Consider the following 16,515-nt stretch of genomic DNA (forward strand, 5'->3'; position numbering starts at 1 on the left):
CCGGCGGGGCAGGACAGGGGCTTGCGTCAGCGGCGCCCGGCCAGGCGGCCGCCGATTTCGACCGCGGCCGAGGCACCGGGCTCGCCGCGGAACCGGCCACAGGGGGTGACCCGGCCGGTCGCCGGATCGCGGACGGTGAACGTCCGGTCGTCGTGGAGCACCAGTTCGGGGAACACCTCACCGTCGACGACGAGGCGGTCGGCCGTGATCACGTACTCGATGGATCCGTTGCGGTACGTGCCGAAGTCGCCGGGCGGGACCGGCACCACGCGCGTCGCTTCCGTCGCTCGGGCCGCGCGGGACGGGACGTCGATGCCGAGGTCCGCGAGCTCGGCGGCCAGCGCGTGCCACAGGTCCGCGCCGGTGGTGCCGTTCGTGGTCAGGGCGACCACGCAGGCGCCGGCCTGGTCGATCCGCAGGTGGCAGGAGGTGCCGTCGGCCGTGCCGTCGTGGCCGAGCCAGCCGGTGTCGGGGTCGCCGAAGTGCGCGATGCCCAGTCCCCAGCCGTCGGCGAGGCCGAACGGCTCGGCGGCCGCGACCCGCCGGTGCATGTCGGCGGCGGTGACGACGTCGAGCAGGGCCGGCTTCCCGAGGTGGACCCGGCCCAGGGTCACGAGGTCGGCGGCGCTCATCGCGAGCGCGCCGGCGGGGTCGAGCACCGGCGGCAGGATCTGCTCGACCGGGCGGTCGCCGGCGTGGCCGGGCACGACGCCGGGGTCGTCGACGAACAGGGGCTCGATGCCCAGCGGGCGCAGGACGATCGCCTCGACGGCTTCGCGCCAGCCCATCCCGGTCACCGCCTCGATCACCGAGCCGACCAGCGCGTAGCCGAGGTTCGAGTACGAGAAAGCCGTCCCGGGTGGACAGACGGGCGCGGCGTCGCGCACCTCCCTCGGCGCCGAGCCGGCGAGGCCGGCCGGGTCGGACGGGAGACCGGCGGTGTGGCTCAGCAGCCGGCGGGTGGTCAGCCCGGCGGGCAGTCCCGGGAAACCGAGGACGTCGCCGACGGGTTCGTCCAGGTCGAGGTCGTCGTCCGCGACGAGCACCATCGCGAGCGTGGCGGTGACCAGCTTGGTGATCGAGCCGACCGGGACCGCGGAGGCGGGGAGCATCGCCCCGGTTCCGCCGTGGCGCCGGACCCCGGCCTGCACGACGGCGGCTTCGTCACCCTGCCACACCGCGAGCTGCGCCCCCGGCACCCGGTGGCGGCGGACGAGCCCCGCGAGGAGCGCGTCCAGCCGGGCCGCCGGCACCGGGCGGGTGCCCGCCCGCCGGTCGAGGACATCTCTGTCGGACTGCATATGAACGAACCTTTCGAGCTTCGTGTCGGCGTGCTCGGGAATTGCGCGCACCCCACCGTTCCGGCCCCCGTCAGCCTGCGACTTCGCGCCCGGCTGGAACACTTACGCTGCCAAGCGCACCGTGATCGTCAGTACCGCCAATAGTGGGATTCGATCGGCGCCCGATCCGCATTCACGAACACTCCCCGTCGCAACATTGCCTGCACTATTCCAGAACGTGAACGAACGGCAACCGGATCGAATACCGCAATCGGGCAGCACAAAACCGCGCCGCGACAATCGGCGCTCCGACCAGCCGGACTGTCCTTTCGCCCCGTCTCCCTCCGTCCACTCCGGCCGCGAGCTCCGCGCCTTCCCCGCACCGGCGGCCGCTCTGCCGCCGATGCAGGCTTCCCACCGCAATGCGGTCTCAAACGCGCGAATCGCAGCCTGGTGCAGACCAACCGGAGCCCAGTCGGAAAAGGATCATCACCACATTCTCGAACAGGGTGCGGAACTGCGGAAATGCCGCCGGAGATCAGCCGGTCAAACCGGACCAGCACGTGAGACGCACGTGCATTCTCGCGTGCATTGAACACTTGCCGGCATCCGTGTCACAGGGTTCCAGAATGCGAGAAATGCCATTTTCACGATCACACGATTGACGTGTAACGAAATCCCGCCGCGCTTTTTCCCGACTTTCGGCCCTTACGGAGCCGGTCACGGCGGGCAACTCGGGCACGCCCGCAGCGGCGTCAAGTCGTTTCACAAGCCGAGCGGACGACCCCGGCACCCGGAATACCGGGCGGCTATTGAGCTCACGGCTCCAGGCGGGGCCGAACACGCGAGAAGAGGCCATTCGCCTTCGCGAGCAACGGATTCGGAGACCGAAGGGCAAGCGCGATGACCGCCGCGATCCCGGCGGCGGTGTTACCGAAGCACATCTCGAAAAGCGGCCGGAGGCGCACTGACAACAGCCCTCGGCCGTCGGCGGCGGTCAGGGCCGGTAGGTGCAGATCGCGCCGGTGCCGCGCGCGGGCATGGACTTCCTGCGCGACAGACGCACGTGGCGATCTTCCGCGCGGCGCTGAAGTACCTGTAGACGACGGGCCCGGCCGCGCCTCCACCACGAGGTCACGGTGGCCGCACGGGACCAGACGCGGTCCGAGTACCTGGGCTGCCACCCGGGGACGGGGTTGTTGCGTGCTCTGGGAAGCTGACCGCATGAGCACGGCACTGGTCGTCGGCGACCTCCAGCGGGGCATCACCGAGCGGTTCGCGTTCACGCGCCGGGTGGTGGCACCGGTGACGGCAGTACTGCCCCGGGCGCGCGCCGCCGGGACGTTGGTGGTGCACGTCCAGACCGCGTTCCGCGTCAACCGCGCGGACCTGCCGCCGGGCGACGCGCTGTTCGAGTCCTTCTACGAGGCGGGTGACGTCTTCCACGAGGGCTCGCCGGGCATCGAGCCCGCCCTGCCGGTGCTCCCCGAGGACGTCGTCGTGCGCAAGCGCCGGGCGAGCGCCTTCGCGGGCACCGACCTGGACCTCGTGCTCCGGTCCCGCGGCGTGGACACGGTGACCATCACGGGGGTGGCGACGAGCGCGATGGTCGCGGCGACGGCCTATGACGCCGCCGACCGCGGCTACCGCGTCACCCTCCTCGCCGACGGGTGCGCCGACGAGGATCCCGCCGTCCACGCGTTCTTCATGGACCGGGTCTTCCCGAGCCGGGGCTTCGGCATCGGCTCGTGCGCCGGCTGGCCGGGTCGGTAGCCGTCCGCGGCGCCGCCCCGCGGAGGGGCCTCAGCCCTCCACCTTCACCGCCGGCAACCCGGCCGGCTCCTCGAGGTCGGCGCGGTGGCTCTCCCGCAACACCAGCACACACCCCACCGTCACCAGGCAGCACGCCGCGATCACCGCCGAGATCACGCCCGTCCCCGCGCCGGCGAGCGCCGCGAACACCACCGGGCCGAGGCCCGCGCCGAGGCCCGCGATCTGGTAGCCGAGCGACGCTCCCGTGTAGCGGGTGCGCGTCGAGAACAGCTCCGTGTACAGCGCCGCCAGCGGACCGTACATCGCCGGGTGCGCCACCGACTGGCCCAGCACCACCGCCAGCGTCAGCAGCGCGGCGTTCCCGCTGTCGATCAGCGGGAACAGCAGGAACCCCACCACGCCGGTGGCCAGCGCGCCCGCGATGACGACCGGGCGGCGCCCGACCCGGTCGGACAGCGCCGAGTAGCCGATGATGCCGATCACCGCGCCGACCGAGGACACCGTGATCGCGTTGAGCACGGTCTGGCGCGAGAACCCCGCGTGCACGGCGTAGGAAAGGATGTACGTCGTCAGCGTGCCCTGCGCGACGAACGCCCCGAACCCCACGCCGATCGCCAGCAGCAGGTTCTTCGGGTGGTGGCGCAGGACCTCCAGCAGCGGCGCGCCGGCGCGCTCTCCGGCCGCGGCGAAGACCGGCGTCTCGTCGACCTTCAGCCGGATGAACAGGCCGATCCCCAGCAGCACGACGCTGAGCAGGAACGGCACGCGCCAGCCCCACGCGAGGAACTGCGCGTCGGTGGTCACCGCGCCCATCAGCGTCAGCAGCAGGGTGGAGACCACCATCCCGCTGGGCGCCCCGGCGTTGGTGAAGCTCGCCCACAGCCCGCGGCGGCTGGTCGCGTGTTCGGCCGACATCAGCACCGCGCCACCCCACTCGCCGCCGACCGCGATGCCCTGCAGCACCCGCAGCACGATCAGCAGGACCGGTGCCCACACCCCGATCTGCGCGTAGGTCGGGAGGGCGCCGATCAGCGTGCTCGCGACGCCCATCATCGACATCGTGATGACGAGCATCCGCTTGCGCCCCAGCTTGTCGCCGAAGTGCCCGAAGACGATCCCGCCGATCGGCCGGGCCAGGTAGCCCGTGGTGAACGTGCCGAGGCTGGCGATCGTGCCGAGCACCGGGTCGAGGTTGGAGAAGAAGACCTTGTTGAACACCACCGCCGAGGCCGTGGCGTAGAGCAGGAAGTCGTAGTACTCGATCACGCTGCCGAAGTAGCTGGAGAGCACCGCGCGGCGCAGCTGCGCCCGCGAGCGGAGGTTGTCTGCCATCGCGTCCTGCCTCGTCGCCGACCGCGCGTGACCCGCGTCACGCGCGACGAACGTTAAGCAGTTCGGTGACCACCGTCAAGACATTGCCCAACATTGAGCGGGGCTTATGCTCGCGCCGTGAGCGATCTGGCCGTCCCCGCCGCCGAGGGCATCGGCGCCGACACCCCGCGTCCGCAGACGCTGCTGCTCACGTTCTTCGGTGGTCACGTCCTCGACCGCGGGATCCACGTCGCCACCGCGAGCGTGCTCGACGTGCTGGACCGCGTCGGCGTCTCCGAGCACGCCACCCGGTCCACGCTGAGCCGCATGGCGCGGCGCGGCCTGCTCCACCGGGTGCGCCGCGGGCGGCACGTCTACGTCGGCCTCACCGGCCGGTCGCGGGCGATCCTGCACGACGGCGAGCGGCGCATCTGGCGGGCCGGGGCGGTCAACCGGCAGTGGGACGGCACCTGGACGCTGCTCGGGTTCTCGATGCCCGAGTCGTGGCAGCGCCAGCGGCACGCCCTGCGCTCGCGGCTGCTGTGGGCCGGCTTCGGCAGCCTGCAGGGCGGCCTCTGGATCGCGCCGGGCGAGGTCGACCCGGTCCCGCTGCTCGACGGCCTCGGCGCCGACGGCCACGTCAAGGTCTTCCAGGCCCGCGCGCTGCCACCCACCGAGGTCGCCGGGATCGTCCGGGAAGCCTGGGACATCGACCGCCTGGCCGGGCACTACCGCGCGTTCCTGGACCGCTGGCGGGACCCGGCCGCCCAGGCGCCGGACCGCCTCGCCCGCGACCTGCTGCTGGAGTCCGACTGGCTGCAGACCATCCGGACCGATCCGCGGCTGCCGCGGGAACACCTGCCGGCGGACTGGCCCGCCGAACCCGCCCAGGAGCTGTTCTACGCCTTGAGCGCCGAGCTGCGGCCCGCCGCCCGCGCCATCGCCGCCGACCTGCTCGACTCGATCACCGACGAGCAGGCCGACGGCTGAGCGCCTCCCCCCTCAGGAAGTGCTGCAGCTGACGCTGGGCCAGTTCCAGTTCCCGTTGTGCTGGATGGTGACGCCCCAGTTGTTGCCGTTGCCGTTGGGTTTCGCGACGAGCACCTGGCTGCTCGGCCACGTCGGGCTGACGTTCCAGGTGGCGATGATCCGCGCGGGGCTGGGCACGTTCATCGTGACCGTCCACGAACTGGAACCACTGACCGAGACGTTGAGGTTGTACCGGTCGCTCCAGGACTGCCCGGCCGACAGCGAAGCGGTGCAACTGCCTCCGCCGGGCGTGGTCGGCGTGGTGGGGGTGGTCGGAGTCGTCGTCGGGCCGGTCGGCGTGGTCGTGGGTGTCGTGGTGGTACCGCCGCTGTTGAGGACGTTGAGCACCGAGTTGTAGGCGGCCTTCTTGTTCCCGCCGCCGTCGAACAGCAGCGGGCTCTCGCTGGAGCGCCAGGAGTCACTGTCCCGCACGCCCCACACGGTGATGCCGACGCACCTCGCGACGTTCAGGCACGCCTGCGTCAGCGCCGAGTACTGCGACGTGGACGCGTTGGTGACGTCGACCTCGGTCAGCGCGACGTCGACGCCGAGCGCCGCGAAGCTGGAGATCGTCGTCTGCAGGCTGCTCGGGACCGAGCTGCCGCCGGTGAAGTGGGCCTGCAGGCCGACGCAGTCGATCGGCACGCCACGGGACTTGAAGTCCCGCACCATGTTGTACACGCCCTGGGTCTTGCCGTAGTTCCAGTTGTCGATGTTGTAGTCGTTGTAGCAGAGCTTGGTCGAGGAGTCGGCCGCCCGCGCGGTCTTGAACGCGACCTCGATCCAGTCGTTGCCGGTGCTCTGCAGGTTCGACGAGCGGCGGCTGCCGTCTTCGTTGAAGGCTTCGTTGACGACGTCCCAGTAGGCGAGCTTGCCTTGGTAGTGGGCCATCACCTTCTGGATGTGGTTGATCATGGCGTTGCGGAGGTTGCTGCCGCCCATGTTCTGCATCCAGCCCGGCTGCTGGGCGTGCCAGGCGAGGGTGTGGCCCCGCACCTTGGCGCCGTGGCTGACCGCCCAGTTGTAGACCTGGTCGCCGGAGGAGAAGTTGAACTGGTTCTGGTTCGGCTCGGTCGCGTCGGGCTTCATCTCGTTCTCGGGCGTGACCATGTTGAACTCGCGCGCCGCGATCGTGGTGTAGGCCGAATCGCCGAGCCTGCCGGCGGCGATCGCCGTACCGAAGTAGCGGCCGGACTGCGCGGCCGCGGCGCCCAGGGTACTGGCCGCGGCGTCGGCTCCGGGCGCCGTCACCAGCACGGCCGCCGTCGCCGCGATGGTGGTCACCCCCGCCAGCAGCCGGCAGGCCGAGGACCGCCACCACCCGCCGCGCGGATCCGAAGAACTCTTCGCCATCCCGTGATCTCCTTCCGGTTCAGGAGCAGCACAGCACGGCCCTCCGCACCCCGGCAAAGAGTTTCGCCCGACTTTCGGACGCTCCACAATGGACGGACGGGCGCGTCAGCGGCGCCAGGTCCCGACGCTGTCGAGGAGCCGCTCGATGAGGCTGTCCGGGACCTCGTCCCGCAGCATCGCCGTGCGGTAGACGATCGGCCCGACCAGCAGCGACACCAGGTCCGCCGGGTCGACGTCGGTCTCGAGCTCGTGCCCGGCGACGGCCGAGGAGATCGCCGCGTGGAGCCGCGCCCGAATGGTTTCGTTCGACTCGTCGCGGCGGCGCGCGAGCTGCGGGTCCCAGAGCGCCGACTGCATCATGGCGAGCGACAGGCCGGCGACCGCCGGCGGCAGCACCTCGTCGGCCAGCTGCCGCAGCTGCCGCCGCAGCCAGGGCCGGACCGGCGTCTCGGGGTCCTTGAACAGCGGCAGGTCGGCGCCCTCCATGACGTCGAGCAGCAGCTGCTCGGACCGGGGCCAGTGCCGGTAGACGGTCGCCCGCCCCACGCCGGCCTCCTGGGAGACGCGCTGGTGGGTGACCGCGCCCGGCCCCTCGCTCGCCAGCAACCCCCGGGCGGCGACCAGGATCGCCTCCCGGGAACGCGCCGCGCGCGGGTCCGTCGAGTACCTCACCGGCACAGCATACGAGCGGCCGCCTCCTCTGAGACGGATTGACTCATAGTTTGCCTCCTGCCAGGAGCGGTTCGCCGGCCACGGACCTGGTGTTCGATGGGGGCGTGCGTAAACCGGGTGAGCCCCCACCGAACGCCGTCCTGCCGGACGTGCTCGCCGAGGGGTTGCGGGTCGTGTTCGTCGGCATCAACCCCGGCCTCTCGTCGGCGGCGGCCGGGCACAGCTTTTCCACGCCGGGCAACCGGTTCTGGCCCGCGCTGCACCGCGCCGGGTTCACACCCCGGCGGCTGAGCGCCGAGGAGGAAGGGCTCCTGCCGGGCTGGGGGCTGGGCATCACCAGCATCGTGCGCCGCCCCACGGCCCGCGCCGCGCAGCTGACGCGCGAAGAGCTCGTGACCGGCGGCCGGGACCTGGCCGCGCGGATCGCCGCGATCGGGCCGGACTGGCTGGCGATGCTGGGCGTGACCGGCTACCGGGCGGCATTCGGGGCACCCCGGGCCCGACTCGGTGAGCAGGCCGAAACGATCGGCGGTGCCCGCGTGTGGATCGTGCCCAACCCCAGCGGCCTCAACGCGCACTACCCACCCGAGGCCCTGGCGCGCGAATTCGCCCGGCTGCGCGTCGCCGCCGGCGTCCCCGACCGCTCCGCCCTCCTCGGCGACCGGTGGACCTGACGGCGGACACCGTGCTAGAAGTAGAACGTGTTTCACTTCTGACCGCCTGGAGGTGCGCGGATGAGCGTTCCGACCGTGACCGAGCTCCTCCTGGCCCGCGCCGGGGACGAACGCCCCGGCCTGCGGTTCGAAGACGAGACCCTGACGTGGGCCGAGCACGTCCGGGCTTCCGCGCGGTGCGCGGCAGGCCTCCGGGACGCGCTGGACTGGGACAAACCGCCGCACGTGGGCGTACTCGCCGACAACGTGCCGGCGTTCTCGGTTCTGCTCGGCGCCTGCGCGTTCGCCGGGGCGGTGCTCGTCGGGCTCAACCCCACCCGGCGCGGTGCGGCGCTCGCGCGGGACGTCCGGCTCGCCGACTGCCAGGTCGTCCTCGCCGAGCCGAAGTACGAGCCCCTCCTGGCCGGGCTGGACCTCGGCGGGATCCCCGTGCGGGACCTCGGGTCGTGGCCACCGGCCGCCGACCCGGCCGACCCCGTCCCCGCCGCCCCCGACGACCTGCTCATGCTGATCTTCACCTCCGGCACCAGCGGCGACCCGAAGGCCGTCCGCTGCACCCACGGCAAGATCGCCTTCCCCGGCGCGATGCTCGCCGAACGCTTCCGGTTGTCCGCGTCGGACACCGTGTACGTCGCGATGCCGATGTTCCACTCCAACGCCGTCATGGCCGGCTGGGCGGTCGGGCTCGCGGCGGGCGCGGCGATCGCCCTGCGCCGCCGGTTCTCCGCGTCCGGCTTCCTGCCCGACGTGCGGAAGTTCGGCGTCACCTACGCCAACTATGTGGGCAAGCCCCTGTCCTACGTCGTCGCCACGCCACCGCGTCCCGACGACGCGGACAACTCGCTGCGCCTCGTCTACGGCAACGAAGGAGCCGCCGCCGACCTGGCCGCGTTCGAGAAGCGCTTCGGCTGCAAGGTGGTCGACGCGTTCGGCTCCACCGAAGGCGGCATCGGGTTCGCGCGCACCGATGACACCCCGCCGGGCTCACTCGGCCGCCCGACGCCCGACGTGGCCATCCTGCACCCGCACACGGGCCTGCCCTGCCCACCGGCCGAGTTCGCCGCCGACGGCCGGCTCGTGAACGCCGGAGAAGCGGTCGGCGAACTGGTCAACACCGCGGGCGCCGGCTGGTACCGGGATCCCGCGGCGGACGCGGAACGCCTGCGCGGCGGCCGGTTCCACACCGGCGATCTCGCCTACGCCGACGCCGACGGCTTCTGCTACTTCGCCGGCCGGCTCGGCGACTGGCTCCGCGTCGACGGGGAGAACCTCGGCACCGCACCGATCGAGCGGATCCTGCTGCGGCACCCGGCGATCACCGACGCCGCCGTCTACGCGGTACCCGACCCGGTGACCGGGGACCAGGTGATGGCCGCCATCGTCACCGGCGGCACTCCCCTGGACCCCGCCGAGTTCGGCCGTTTCCTCGCCGGCCAGCCGGATCTCGGGCCCAAACAGGTGCCCAGGTACGTGCGCACGGTCCGGGACCTGCCCCGGACATCGACGTTCAAGGTCGTCAAGCGGCAGCTCTCGGCGGAGGGCGCGGACTGCCCCGGCGTGGTGTGGGAGCGCACGGGGCCGGACATCGCCTACACCGCTCTGTCCACTGTGGTCTGAGCGGTCAGGCGAAAGCCTTGTCGACGGCGTCCGCGAAGGCGCCCATCGACGGGAACTCCAGGTCGTACGACCAGTCCCCGCCCGGATCGGGCGTGGCGCCCCAGCCCGGCCGGTCGTGGCGGCGGTCGATCCACACCGACGGCAGCCCTTCGCGTTTCGCGGGAACGTGGTCGTGGAACAGGCTTTGCGCCACGTGCAGCAGTTCCGCGCGGGCCACGCCCAAGGACGGCAACGTCTCCTCGAGCGCGCGGAAGTGGTTCGCGGCCGGTTTGTAGGCGCCGACGTCCTCGGCCGTGATGATCGCGGCGAAGGTGCCCCGCAGGTGCTTGTTGCTGCCCGCGAACCCGTCGCGGTGCACGTTCGACAGGATGATCAGCCGGTAGTGCCCGGCGAGCCGCGCGAGCGCGCCGGCCGAGTCCGGGAACGCGGGCCAGTCCGGCACGGACTCGCCCAGCCGGCGGGCCCACTCGGCGCTCACGCCGGCGCCGAGGCCGGCCCCCGTGCGGCGGAACGCCTCCGCCAAGACCTCCGGGTACCGCGTGGCCGGCGCTTCCCGTTCGACGGCGGCCTCGTGCTCGGCGTAGGCGACCAGCAGTTCCTCGTCGGAGAGGCCGAGGCCCCGCTCGGCGGCCCACGGCGCCAGGACGGCGGCGATGCCCGCCTCCCAGTCGATCAGGGTGCCGTAGCAGTCGAAGCTGAGCGCCTTGAAGCCCGTCAAGTCCACCATGTGTATGACAGTATAACAATGGCCGTCAGCCGACCAGCCCGTCCAGCGCGTGCTCCAGGTGCTCGCGCATCGCCGCGACCGCGCGGCCTTCGTCCCCGGAGCGCACGGCGTCCAGCAGCGCCCGGTGCTCCGCCGCCAGGTCGCCCGCCCGCGGGTAGGAATCGCTGAGCCGGGCCAGGCAGAGCTGCATCTCCTCCTGCATCGCCGGGTAGATCCGGTCGAGCCGCGGGCTGCCGGCGCAGCCGATCAGCGCGACGTGGAACTTCGTGTGCGCGTCGACCCGCTCGCCCCAGCTCGCCCCGGGTGCCAGGGCTTCCATCGCGGCGAGACCCGCTTCGGCGGCGTCGACCGGACGCCGCCCGGCGACGATGCGCCGGACCGCCTCGAGCTCGAGCGGCGTGCGGACGAAGAACAGGTCCCGGACGTCGTCGGCGGTGAACACCGGGACGCGCAGCGAACGTCCCGCCGACCGCTCGGCGAGGTTGCGGGCCAGGAGCTCCTGCAGGGCCGAGCGCACGGTCGGGCGCGCGACGCCGAACATGCTCGCCAGGCCGACCTCGGTGAGCGGCTCCCCCGGCTTGAGGTCGCCGCTGAGGATGTGCCGCCGGATCTCCCCGACGAGGGCGTCGCGCGTGCTGATGCCGCGCAGAGGCACGGTCACGGGGTCCCCTTTCCCACAGCCGGGCCGGACGGGCACCAGTCTGGCACGTGCCCGCGGGCCCGGCCGGGAACGTCAGCAGCTGATGCAGGGCGACAGCCAGTCGCCCCGGTCACCGGCCGAGCCGTCGCTCGCGCCGTCCACCGCGAGCGCCACGACCTGCACGCCCGTCACCGGCACGACCAGGTGCTGCGCGGCGTCGCGTGGCACAGGTCGCCGGCGGCCTCCAGCTCGACGCCGTCGCCGATGACCCGGAACACCCTCCGGTGTGCTGCCCGCCACCTTGTTGGTTAGGTAAGCCTGACCTTATCGTTCTCCCGTGTCCGTCGTCCCCCGCCGCGCCGATACCGGTGTCCACGCCCGCGAGCTCGACGTCGCCTACGGGAGCGATGTCGTCGTGCGTGGCGCGTCCGTCTCCCTTCGCGCCGGTACCGTCACCGCGCTGATCGGGCCGAACGGCAGCGGGAAGTCGACCTTGCTGCGGGCGCTCGCGCGGCTGCACCCGCCCGTCGCCGGGGTGGTCACCTTCGGCGATGGCGCCGACCTGCGTGCACTGTCCGGAAAGGACGTTGCCAGGCGGATCACCCTGCTGTCGCAGCAACGGACCGCGCCCGGTGGGGTGAGCGTGCGGGAGCTGGTCGAGTTCGGCAGGCACCCGCACCGGTCCCGGTGGGGCGGCCGCGACCCCGAGGGCCCCGCCGCCGTCGAGCGGGCGCTCGCGCTGACCGGCCTGACCGCGCTCGCCGACCGGCCGGTGCAGGCCCTTTCCGGCGGGCAGGCGCAGCGGGTGTGGCTCGCGAGCTGCCTGGCCCAGGACACCGCGCTGCTGCTGCTCGACGAGCCCACGACCTTCCTCGACCTGCGCTACCAGGTGGAGATCCTCGACGTCGTCCGCGACCTCGCCGACCGGCACGACGTCGGTGTCGGCGTCGTGCTGCACGACCTCGACCAGGCCGCCGCCGTCGCCGACCGGGTGCTGCTGCTCGAGGACGGCCGCGTCACCGCCGACGGCTCCCCCGCCGACGTGCTGACCTCGGCGAACCTCAGCCGGGCCTACGGCATCCGCGTGGACGTCGTGCTCGACCCCGCCGACGGCCGGATCCACACCCGCGCGGTCGGCCGCTTCAACGACACCGCGCCGGTCTGACCCATCGAAAACAGGAGAAACATGCGGATCACCCGGATGCTCCTCGGCCTGTCCGCGGCCGCCACGTTCTTCGTGGCCGCCTGCGGCACCACCGAGGAGCCCACCAGCACCGCGGCCACCACCAACGCCGCCGGCCCGGTCATGGTCGTCGACTCCCGGGGCAAGGAGGTCAAGCTGCCCCACCCGGCCAAGCGCGTCGCGGCGACCGAGTGGAACGCCGTGGAGCACCTGGTGTCGCTCGGCGTCATGCCGGTCGGCGTGGCCGACATCAAGGGCTACGGCCAGTGGGTGAGCGCCGCTCCGCTCGACGGCACCCCGAAGGACATCGGCACCCGCGGGGAGCCGAGCCTCGACACGCTCGGCTCGCTGGGGCTGGACCTCGTCGTCGTCACCGACAGCGTGACCGAGGGCGCGCTCGAGCAGATCGAGGCGAAGGTGCCGGTCATCGTCATCACCGGCGGCAACGCCCAGGACCCGGTCGCCGGGATGTACGCCGGCCTGGACGTCATCGCGAAAGCCACCGGCACCGAAACCAGGGCCGTGCAGCTGAAGTCCGGGTTCGAGCAGAAGCTCACCGCGGGCAAGGCCGAGGTCGAGAAACTCGGCGCCGCCGGGCAGAAGGTCGCCTTCTCCGACGCCTACGTCACGTCCGGCTCGGTCAGCATCCGGCCCTACACCAAGGGCGCGCTGGTGTCGGCGGTGTTCGCGCGGCTCGGCCTCGAAACCGCGTGGACGATGGCGGGCGACCCCGCCTACGGGCTCGGGCAGGCCGACGTCGAAGGCCTGACGCAGCTGCCCGACGTGCGCTTCTGGTACCTGGCCAACGACGCCGACGGCGACCCCTACCAGCAACAGCTCGCCGGCAACGCGATCTGGCAGAACCTGCCGTTCGTCAAGAGCGGCAAGGTGCACCGCTTCCCCGACTCCCTGTGGATGTTCGGTGGCCCGAAGTCCATGGCGCAGTTCGTCGACGCGGCCGTCGCCGCGCTGAAGGGGTAGTGGCCACCCTGACCGGGCCGCCCGTGGTCGCCGTCCGGCGGCACGGGCGGCTCGCGCTGCTGGGCGGCGGGCTCGCCGTCCTGCTCCTGCTGGGCTCGGCGGTGCACCTGACCCAGGGCACCGCGAACCTCGACCCGCTCGACGTGCTGCGGCTCGTGTTCGGCGGCGCGGCCGGCGACACGACCGCCGTGGTCGTCGAGTCACGGCTGCCGCGCCTGCTCGCGGCGCTGGTCGTCGGGGGCGCGCTCGGCGTGGCCGGTGCGGTGCTGCAATCGGTGTCCCGCAACACGTTGGCGTCGCCGGACACCCTCGCCGTCAACGCCGGCGCGCACCTCGCCGTGGTCGCCGTCGCCGCATTCGGCGTCTCGCTGCCCCTGCTCGGCGCGACCGGTGTCGCGTTCGCGGGCGGGCTCGCCGCGGCCGTGGTCGTGCTCGCGCTGTCGGGCACCGCGGGCACCGGGATCGTGCGGCTGGTGCTGGCGGGCACCGCGATCTCGCTCGCCCTGATTTCGGTGACCCAGGTGCTGCTCCTGTTGTACGCGCAGGAAACCCGCGGCCTGTTCGCGTGGGGCGAGGGGGCGCTGGAGCAGAACGGGCTCGGCGGGGTCCGCACGCTCGGTCCCGTCGTCGGCGTGGCGGTGGCCCTGCTGCTCGCGATGGCGCGGCGGCTCGACCTGATCCACGTCGGCGACGACCACGCCAGGACGCTGGGTGTCCACATCGGACGGACTCGCGTCGCGGCGATCGCGCTGGCCGTGCTGCCGGCCGCGGCCGCGGTGACCCTGGCGGGCCCCATCGGGTTCGTCGGCCTCGCCGCGCCCGCGCTGGCCCGGCTGCTCGCGTCCGCGGTACCGGGTCTGCACCGCCACGCCGCGCTGCTCCCGTTCGCCGCGGCCCTGGGCGCGACGCTCCTGCTGGGCGCCGACGTGCTGCTCCGCGCGATCGCCGGCCCCCAGCGGGCCTTGGCGGTGCCGACCGGCGTCGTGACGACCATCCTCGGCGCGCTGTTCCTCGTGGTCCTGGCCCGCGGCGCCCGGATCACGTCCGCGACCGCCGAACCCCCGGCGGCCGGCGCGCGCGGCGGGGTGAGCGCGCTCCGGTACGGCGTGCTCCTCGGTGTGCTGGCGCTCGTGACGATCGGCGTCGCCGTGGGAGCGGTCCTGCTCGGGGACGCGAAGCTGCTGCTGGGCGACGTCGTCAACTGGGTCACCGGCCACGCGGGCCCGATCGTCACCGGCGTGCTGGACACCCGCGTCCCCCGCGTGGCGGCCGCGTTGCTGGCGGGCGCGGCGCTGGCCCTGGGCGGCGCGCTCACCCAGGCGGTCGCCCGCAACCCGCTGGCCGAGCCGGGGATGATCGGGGTGGTCGGCGGGGCGGGCCTCGGCGCGGTCGCCGTGATCACGCTGGTTTCCGGCGTCGGGTTCTGGACCCTCACCGGGTCCGCCGGCCTGGGTGCCGCCTTGGCGATGGCGGTGGTCTTCGCCGTGGCGGCGCGCGGCGGTTTCACCAGCGAACGCCTGGTGCTGATCGGCTTCGGCGTGCACGCGGCGTCGCAGGCGCTGGTGACGCTGCTGATCACGCTGTCCGACCCGTGGAACGAGACCAAGGCGCTGACCTGGCTGGGCGGCTCGACCTACGGCCGCGCCTTCACCCACCTGGTGCCGATGGCGCTGGCGGTGCTGCTGGTGGCGCCGGTGCTGGTCCGGATGCGCCGCGAGCTCGACCTGCTGTCCCTCGACGACGAAACGCCCCGGGTGCTGGGCGTGCCGGTCGCGCGGTCGCGGTTGCTGCTGTTGTCGTGCGCCGTCCTGCTGACCGGCGCGGCGGTCGCGGGGATCGGCGTGCTGAGCTTCGTCGGCCTGGTCGCGCCGCACGCGGCCCGCGCGGTCGTGGGCAGCAGGCACTCGCGTCTGCTGCCGGCCGCGGCGCTGCTGGGCGCGATCCTGGTCTGCGCGGCGGACACGGTGGGCCGCACGGTCATCGCACCGGCCCAGCTCCCGGCCGGCCTGATGACGGCGCTCCTCGGCGCGCCGTACTTCGTGTGGCTGCTGTACCGGCACCGCACGCGGGGTCGCTGACGCGCGTTCAGCGGGCGACGACCTCGCGCACCGTGGCCGGCAGCTCGCCCGGGTGCTCGAGGTGGACACGGTGTGTCGCGCCGGCGCGGCGGCAAGGCGTTCGTGGGCCCGCCGTCGTGGCGGCGGCTGACCGAGACCCACGGCGCGATCCAGCAGGCGATCGTCGCCGCGGCGGGCACCGGCGGAGGACAGCGCCGTCCGCCTGGGCGGCTAGCGCTCCGGCAGCTGACGGCGTTTCCGCAGCCGGGCCAGGTCTTCCCGCATCTCCGCCGGGAGGAGTTCGGCCATCTGCTCGGGCCGCAACGGCAGGTCGAGGAGGCTGAGCTTGACGCGGCTGCGCTGGGCGTGCCGGCCGGGATCGAGCCGCACGACCTGGGCGGCGTCCGGGCGCAGGGCCGCCGTCAGCGGGGTGGCCGGCTCCAGCGGCCGCCAGGCGTTGCCGTCGACGCGCAGCATCGGCGGCGCGCTGCCGGCGACTCCGCGCAGCGTGACGACGTCGCGGGCCGGCAGCACGATCGAGCGGCTGACGCCCGACATCGACGCGACCGGCGTCACCGCCAGCACCTCCGCCGCCGGGGAGATCACCGGGCCGCCGGCGGCGTAGTTGTAGGCCGTCGAACCGGTCGGCGTGCTCAGGATCAGCGCGTCACAGCGGTAGTACCCGAACTGAGTCCCGTCGACCAGCAGGTCGACCTCGACCGTCGCCCCGGGCTCGGCCCCGCCGACGACCACGTCGTTGAACGCGACCACCGCCGCACCGCCCTCCTCGAGCGCGACGCAGCTGTGCGGCTCGACCTCGAAGTCCCCGGCGTGCAGCCGTTCCAGTGCCCCGGCGAGCTCCGGCGGCGCGATTTCCACGAGGAACCCGACGTTGCCGTAGTTGACCCCGAGCACCGGCACCGGCCGGTCCACGGCCAGCCGCAGCGCGCCCAGCATCGTCCCGTCCCCGCCGAGACTGACGATGGCGTCCACGCCGGCCGCGAAATCGGCGTCGGACACGACCGCCGCGCCGGCCCCGACCTGCGCGGCATCGGTTTCCCGCACCAGCAGTTCGACCCCGTGCCGCGCGGCGTGGGAGACGAGGACGTCGACCGAGTCGCGCACCGGCTTCCGCGGATGCGCGACGACGCCGACGCGGGTGATCTCGGATTCCGCCACCGGATCATTCTGGCCGCCCGGGCGAGCGCGGCGCGACCG

Annotated in this window: 15 protein-coding genes and 1 pseudogene; 8 read left to right on the forward strand and 8 right to left on the reverse strand. The window is 73.0% G+C overall.

Annotated features, from left to right (window positions below):
- Positions 1-26: 26 nt before the first annotated feature.
- A complete protein-coding gene (locus ACWEVP_RS40445; protein ID WP_452067871.1) occupies positions 27-1,301 on the reverse strand; it encodes a serine hydrolase domain-containing protein in 1,275 nt (424 codons plus the stop codon).
- A 1,103-nt stretch (positions 1,302-2,404) separates the two neighbouring features.
- Here ACWEVP_RS40445 and ACWEVP_RS40450 point away from each other — a divergent pair.
- Positions 2,405-2,500, forward strand: a pseudogene (locus tag ACWEVP_RS40450) (hypothetical protein); the annotation flags it as partial.
- Positions 2,501-2,504: 4 nt separating this feature from the next.
- On the forward strand, positions 2,505-3,053 hold the full coding sequence (locus ACWEVP_RS40455) for a cysteine hydrolase family protein (protein WP_452067872.1): 549 nt from the start codon (positions 2,505-2,507) through the stop codon (positions 3,051-3,053).
- 30 nt (positions 3,054-3,083) lie between these two features.
- Here the strand turns inward: ACWEVP_RS40455 and ACWEVP_RS40460 are convergent, their stop codons facing one another.
- The gene (locus tag ACWEVP_RS40460; protein WP_452067873.1) at positions 3,084-4,385 is read right to left on the reverse strand and encodes an MFS transporter; all 1,302 of its coding nucleotides are present in this window, start codon (positions 4,383-4,385) and stop codon (positions 3,084-3,086) included.
- 117 nt (positions 4,386-4,502) lie between these two features.
- Between ACWEVP_RS40460 and ACWEVP_RS40465 the strand changes: the two genes are divergently transcribed.
- A complete protein-coding gene (locus tag ACWEVP_RS40465) occupies positions 4,503-5,354 on the forward strand; it encodes a PaaX family transcriptional regulator (protein WP_452067874.1) in 852 nt (283 codons plus the stop codon).
- Positions 5,355-5,366: 12 nt separating this feature from the next.
- Here ACWEVP_RS40465 and ACWEVP_RS40470 read toward each other — a convergent pair whose 3' ends face one another.
- Positions 5,367-6,746, reverse strand: a complete 1,380-nt coding sequence (locus tag ACWEVP_RS40470; protein ID WP_452067875.1) for an endo-1,4-beta-xylanase — start codon at positions 6,744-6,746, stop codon at positions 5,367-5,369.
- A gap of 105 nt (positions 6,747-6,851) precedes the next feature.
- Entirely contained in the window at positions 6,852-7,418 is a 567-nt protein-coding gene (locus ACWEVP_RS40475) for a TetR/AcrR family transcriptional regulator (RefSeq protein ID WP_452067876.1), read from the reverse strand.
- A gap of 104 nt (positions 7,419-7,522) precedes the next feature.
- On the opposite strand from ACWEVP_RS40475, the gene mug reads away from it, so the two are divergent.
- On the forward strand, positions 7,523-8,092 hold the full coding sequence (mug, locus tag ACWEVP_RS40480) for a G/U mismatch-specific DNA glycosylase (protein WP_452067877.1): 570 nt from the start codon (positions 7,523-7,525) through the stop codon (positions 8,090-8,092).
- Positions 8,093-8,152: 60 nt separating this feature from the next.
- The gene (locus ACWEVP_RS40485; RefSeq protein WP_452067878.1) at positions 8,153-9,709 is read left to right on the forward strand and encodes a long-chain-fatty-acid--CoA ligase; all 1,557 of its coding nucleotides are present in this window, start codon (positions 8,153-8,155) and stop codon (positions 9,707-9,709) included.
- A gap of 4 nt (positions 9,710-9,713) precedes the next feature.
- Here ACWEVP_RS40485 and ACWEVP_RS40490 read toward each other — a convergent pair whose 3' ends face one another.
- The 3 genes from ACWEVP_RS40490 to ACWEVP_RS40500 form a co-directional block, all read right to left on the reverse strand.
- Complete coding sequence (locus ACWEVP_RS40490; protein WP_452067879.1) at positions 9,714-10,436, reverse strand: haloacid dehalogenase type II; 723 nt, start codon at positions 10,434-10,436, stop codon at positions 9,714-9,716.
- 25 nt (positions 10,437-10,461) lie between these two features.
- Positions 10,462-11,097 carry a GntR family transcriptional regulator gene (locus tag ACWEVP_RS40495; RefSeq protein ID WP_452067880.1) on the reverse strand — a complete coding sequence of 212 codons (636 nt, stop codon included), beginning with the start codon at positions 11,095-11,097 and terminating at the stop codon, positions 10,462-10,464.
- Positions 11,098-11,169: 72 nt separating this feature from the next.
- Positions 11,170-11,304: an NPCBM/NEW2 domain-containing protein gene (locus ACWEVP_RS40500; protein ID WP_452067881.1), complete on the reverse strand. Its 135-nt coding sequence runs from the start codon at positions 11,302-11,304 to the stop codon at positions 11,170-11,172.
- 109 nt (positions 11,305-11,413) lie between these two features.
- Here ACWEVP_RS40500 and ACWEVP_RS40505 point away from each other — a divergent pair, with 109 nt between their 5' ends.
- The 3 genes from ACWEVP_RS40505 to ACWEVP_RS40515 are packed head-to-tail and all read left to right on the forward strand — an operon-like array spanning position 11,414 to position 15,318.
- Complete coding sequence (locus tag ACWEVP_RS40505; RefSeq protein ID WP_452067882.1) at positions 11,414-12,241, forward strand: ABC transporter ATP-binding protein; 828 nt, start codon at positions 11,414-11,416, stop codon at positions 12,239-12,241.
- 21 nt (positions 12,242-12,262) lie between these two features.
- Positions 12,263-13,240 carry an ABC transporter substrate-binding protein gene (locus ACWEVP_RS40510; RefSeq protein WP_452067883.1) on the forward strand — a complete coding sequence of 326 codons (978 nt, stop codon included), beginning with the start codon at positions 12,263-12,265 and terminating at the stop codon, positions 13,238-13,240.
- Positions 13,240-15,318, forward strand: a complete 2,079-nt coding sequence (locus ACWEVP_RS40515) for an iron ABC transporter permease (RefSeq protein WP_452067884.1) — start codon at positions 13,240-13,242, stop codon at positions 15,316-15,318. The genes ACWEVP_RS40510 and ACWEVP_RS40515 overlap by 1 nt, the downstream gene beginning before the upstream one ends.
- A gap of 210 nt (positions 15,319-15,528) precedes the next feature.
- On the opposite strand, the gene ACWEVP_RS40520 is transcribed toward ACWEVP_RS40515, so the two are convergent.
- On the reverse strand, positions 15,529-16,476 hold the full coding sequence (locus tag ACWEVP_RS40520; RefSeq protein WP_452067885.1) for an NAD(+)/NADH kinase: 948 nt from the start codon (positions 16,474-16,476) through the stop codon (positions 15,529-15,531).
- Between the last annotated feature and the right edge of the window lie 39 nt (positions 16,477-16,515).

This window comes from Amycolatopsis sp. NPDC003865, assembly GCF_053605345.1.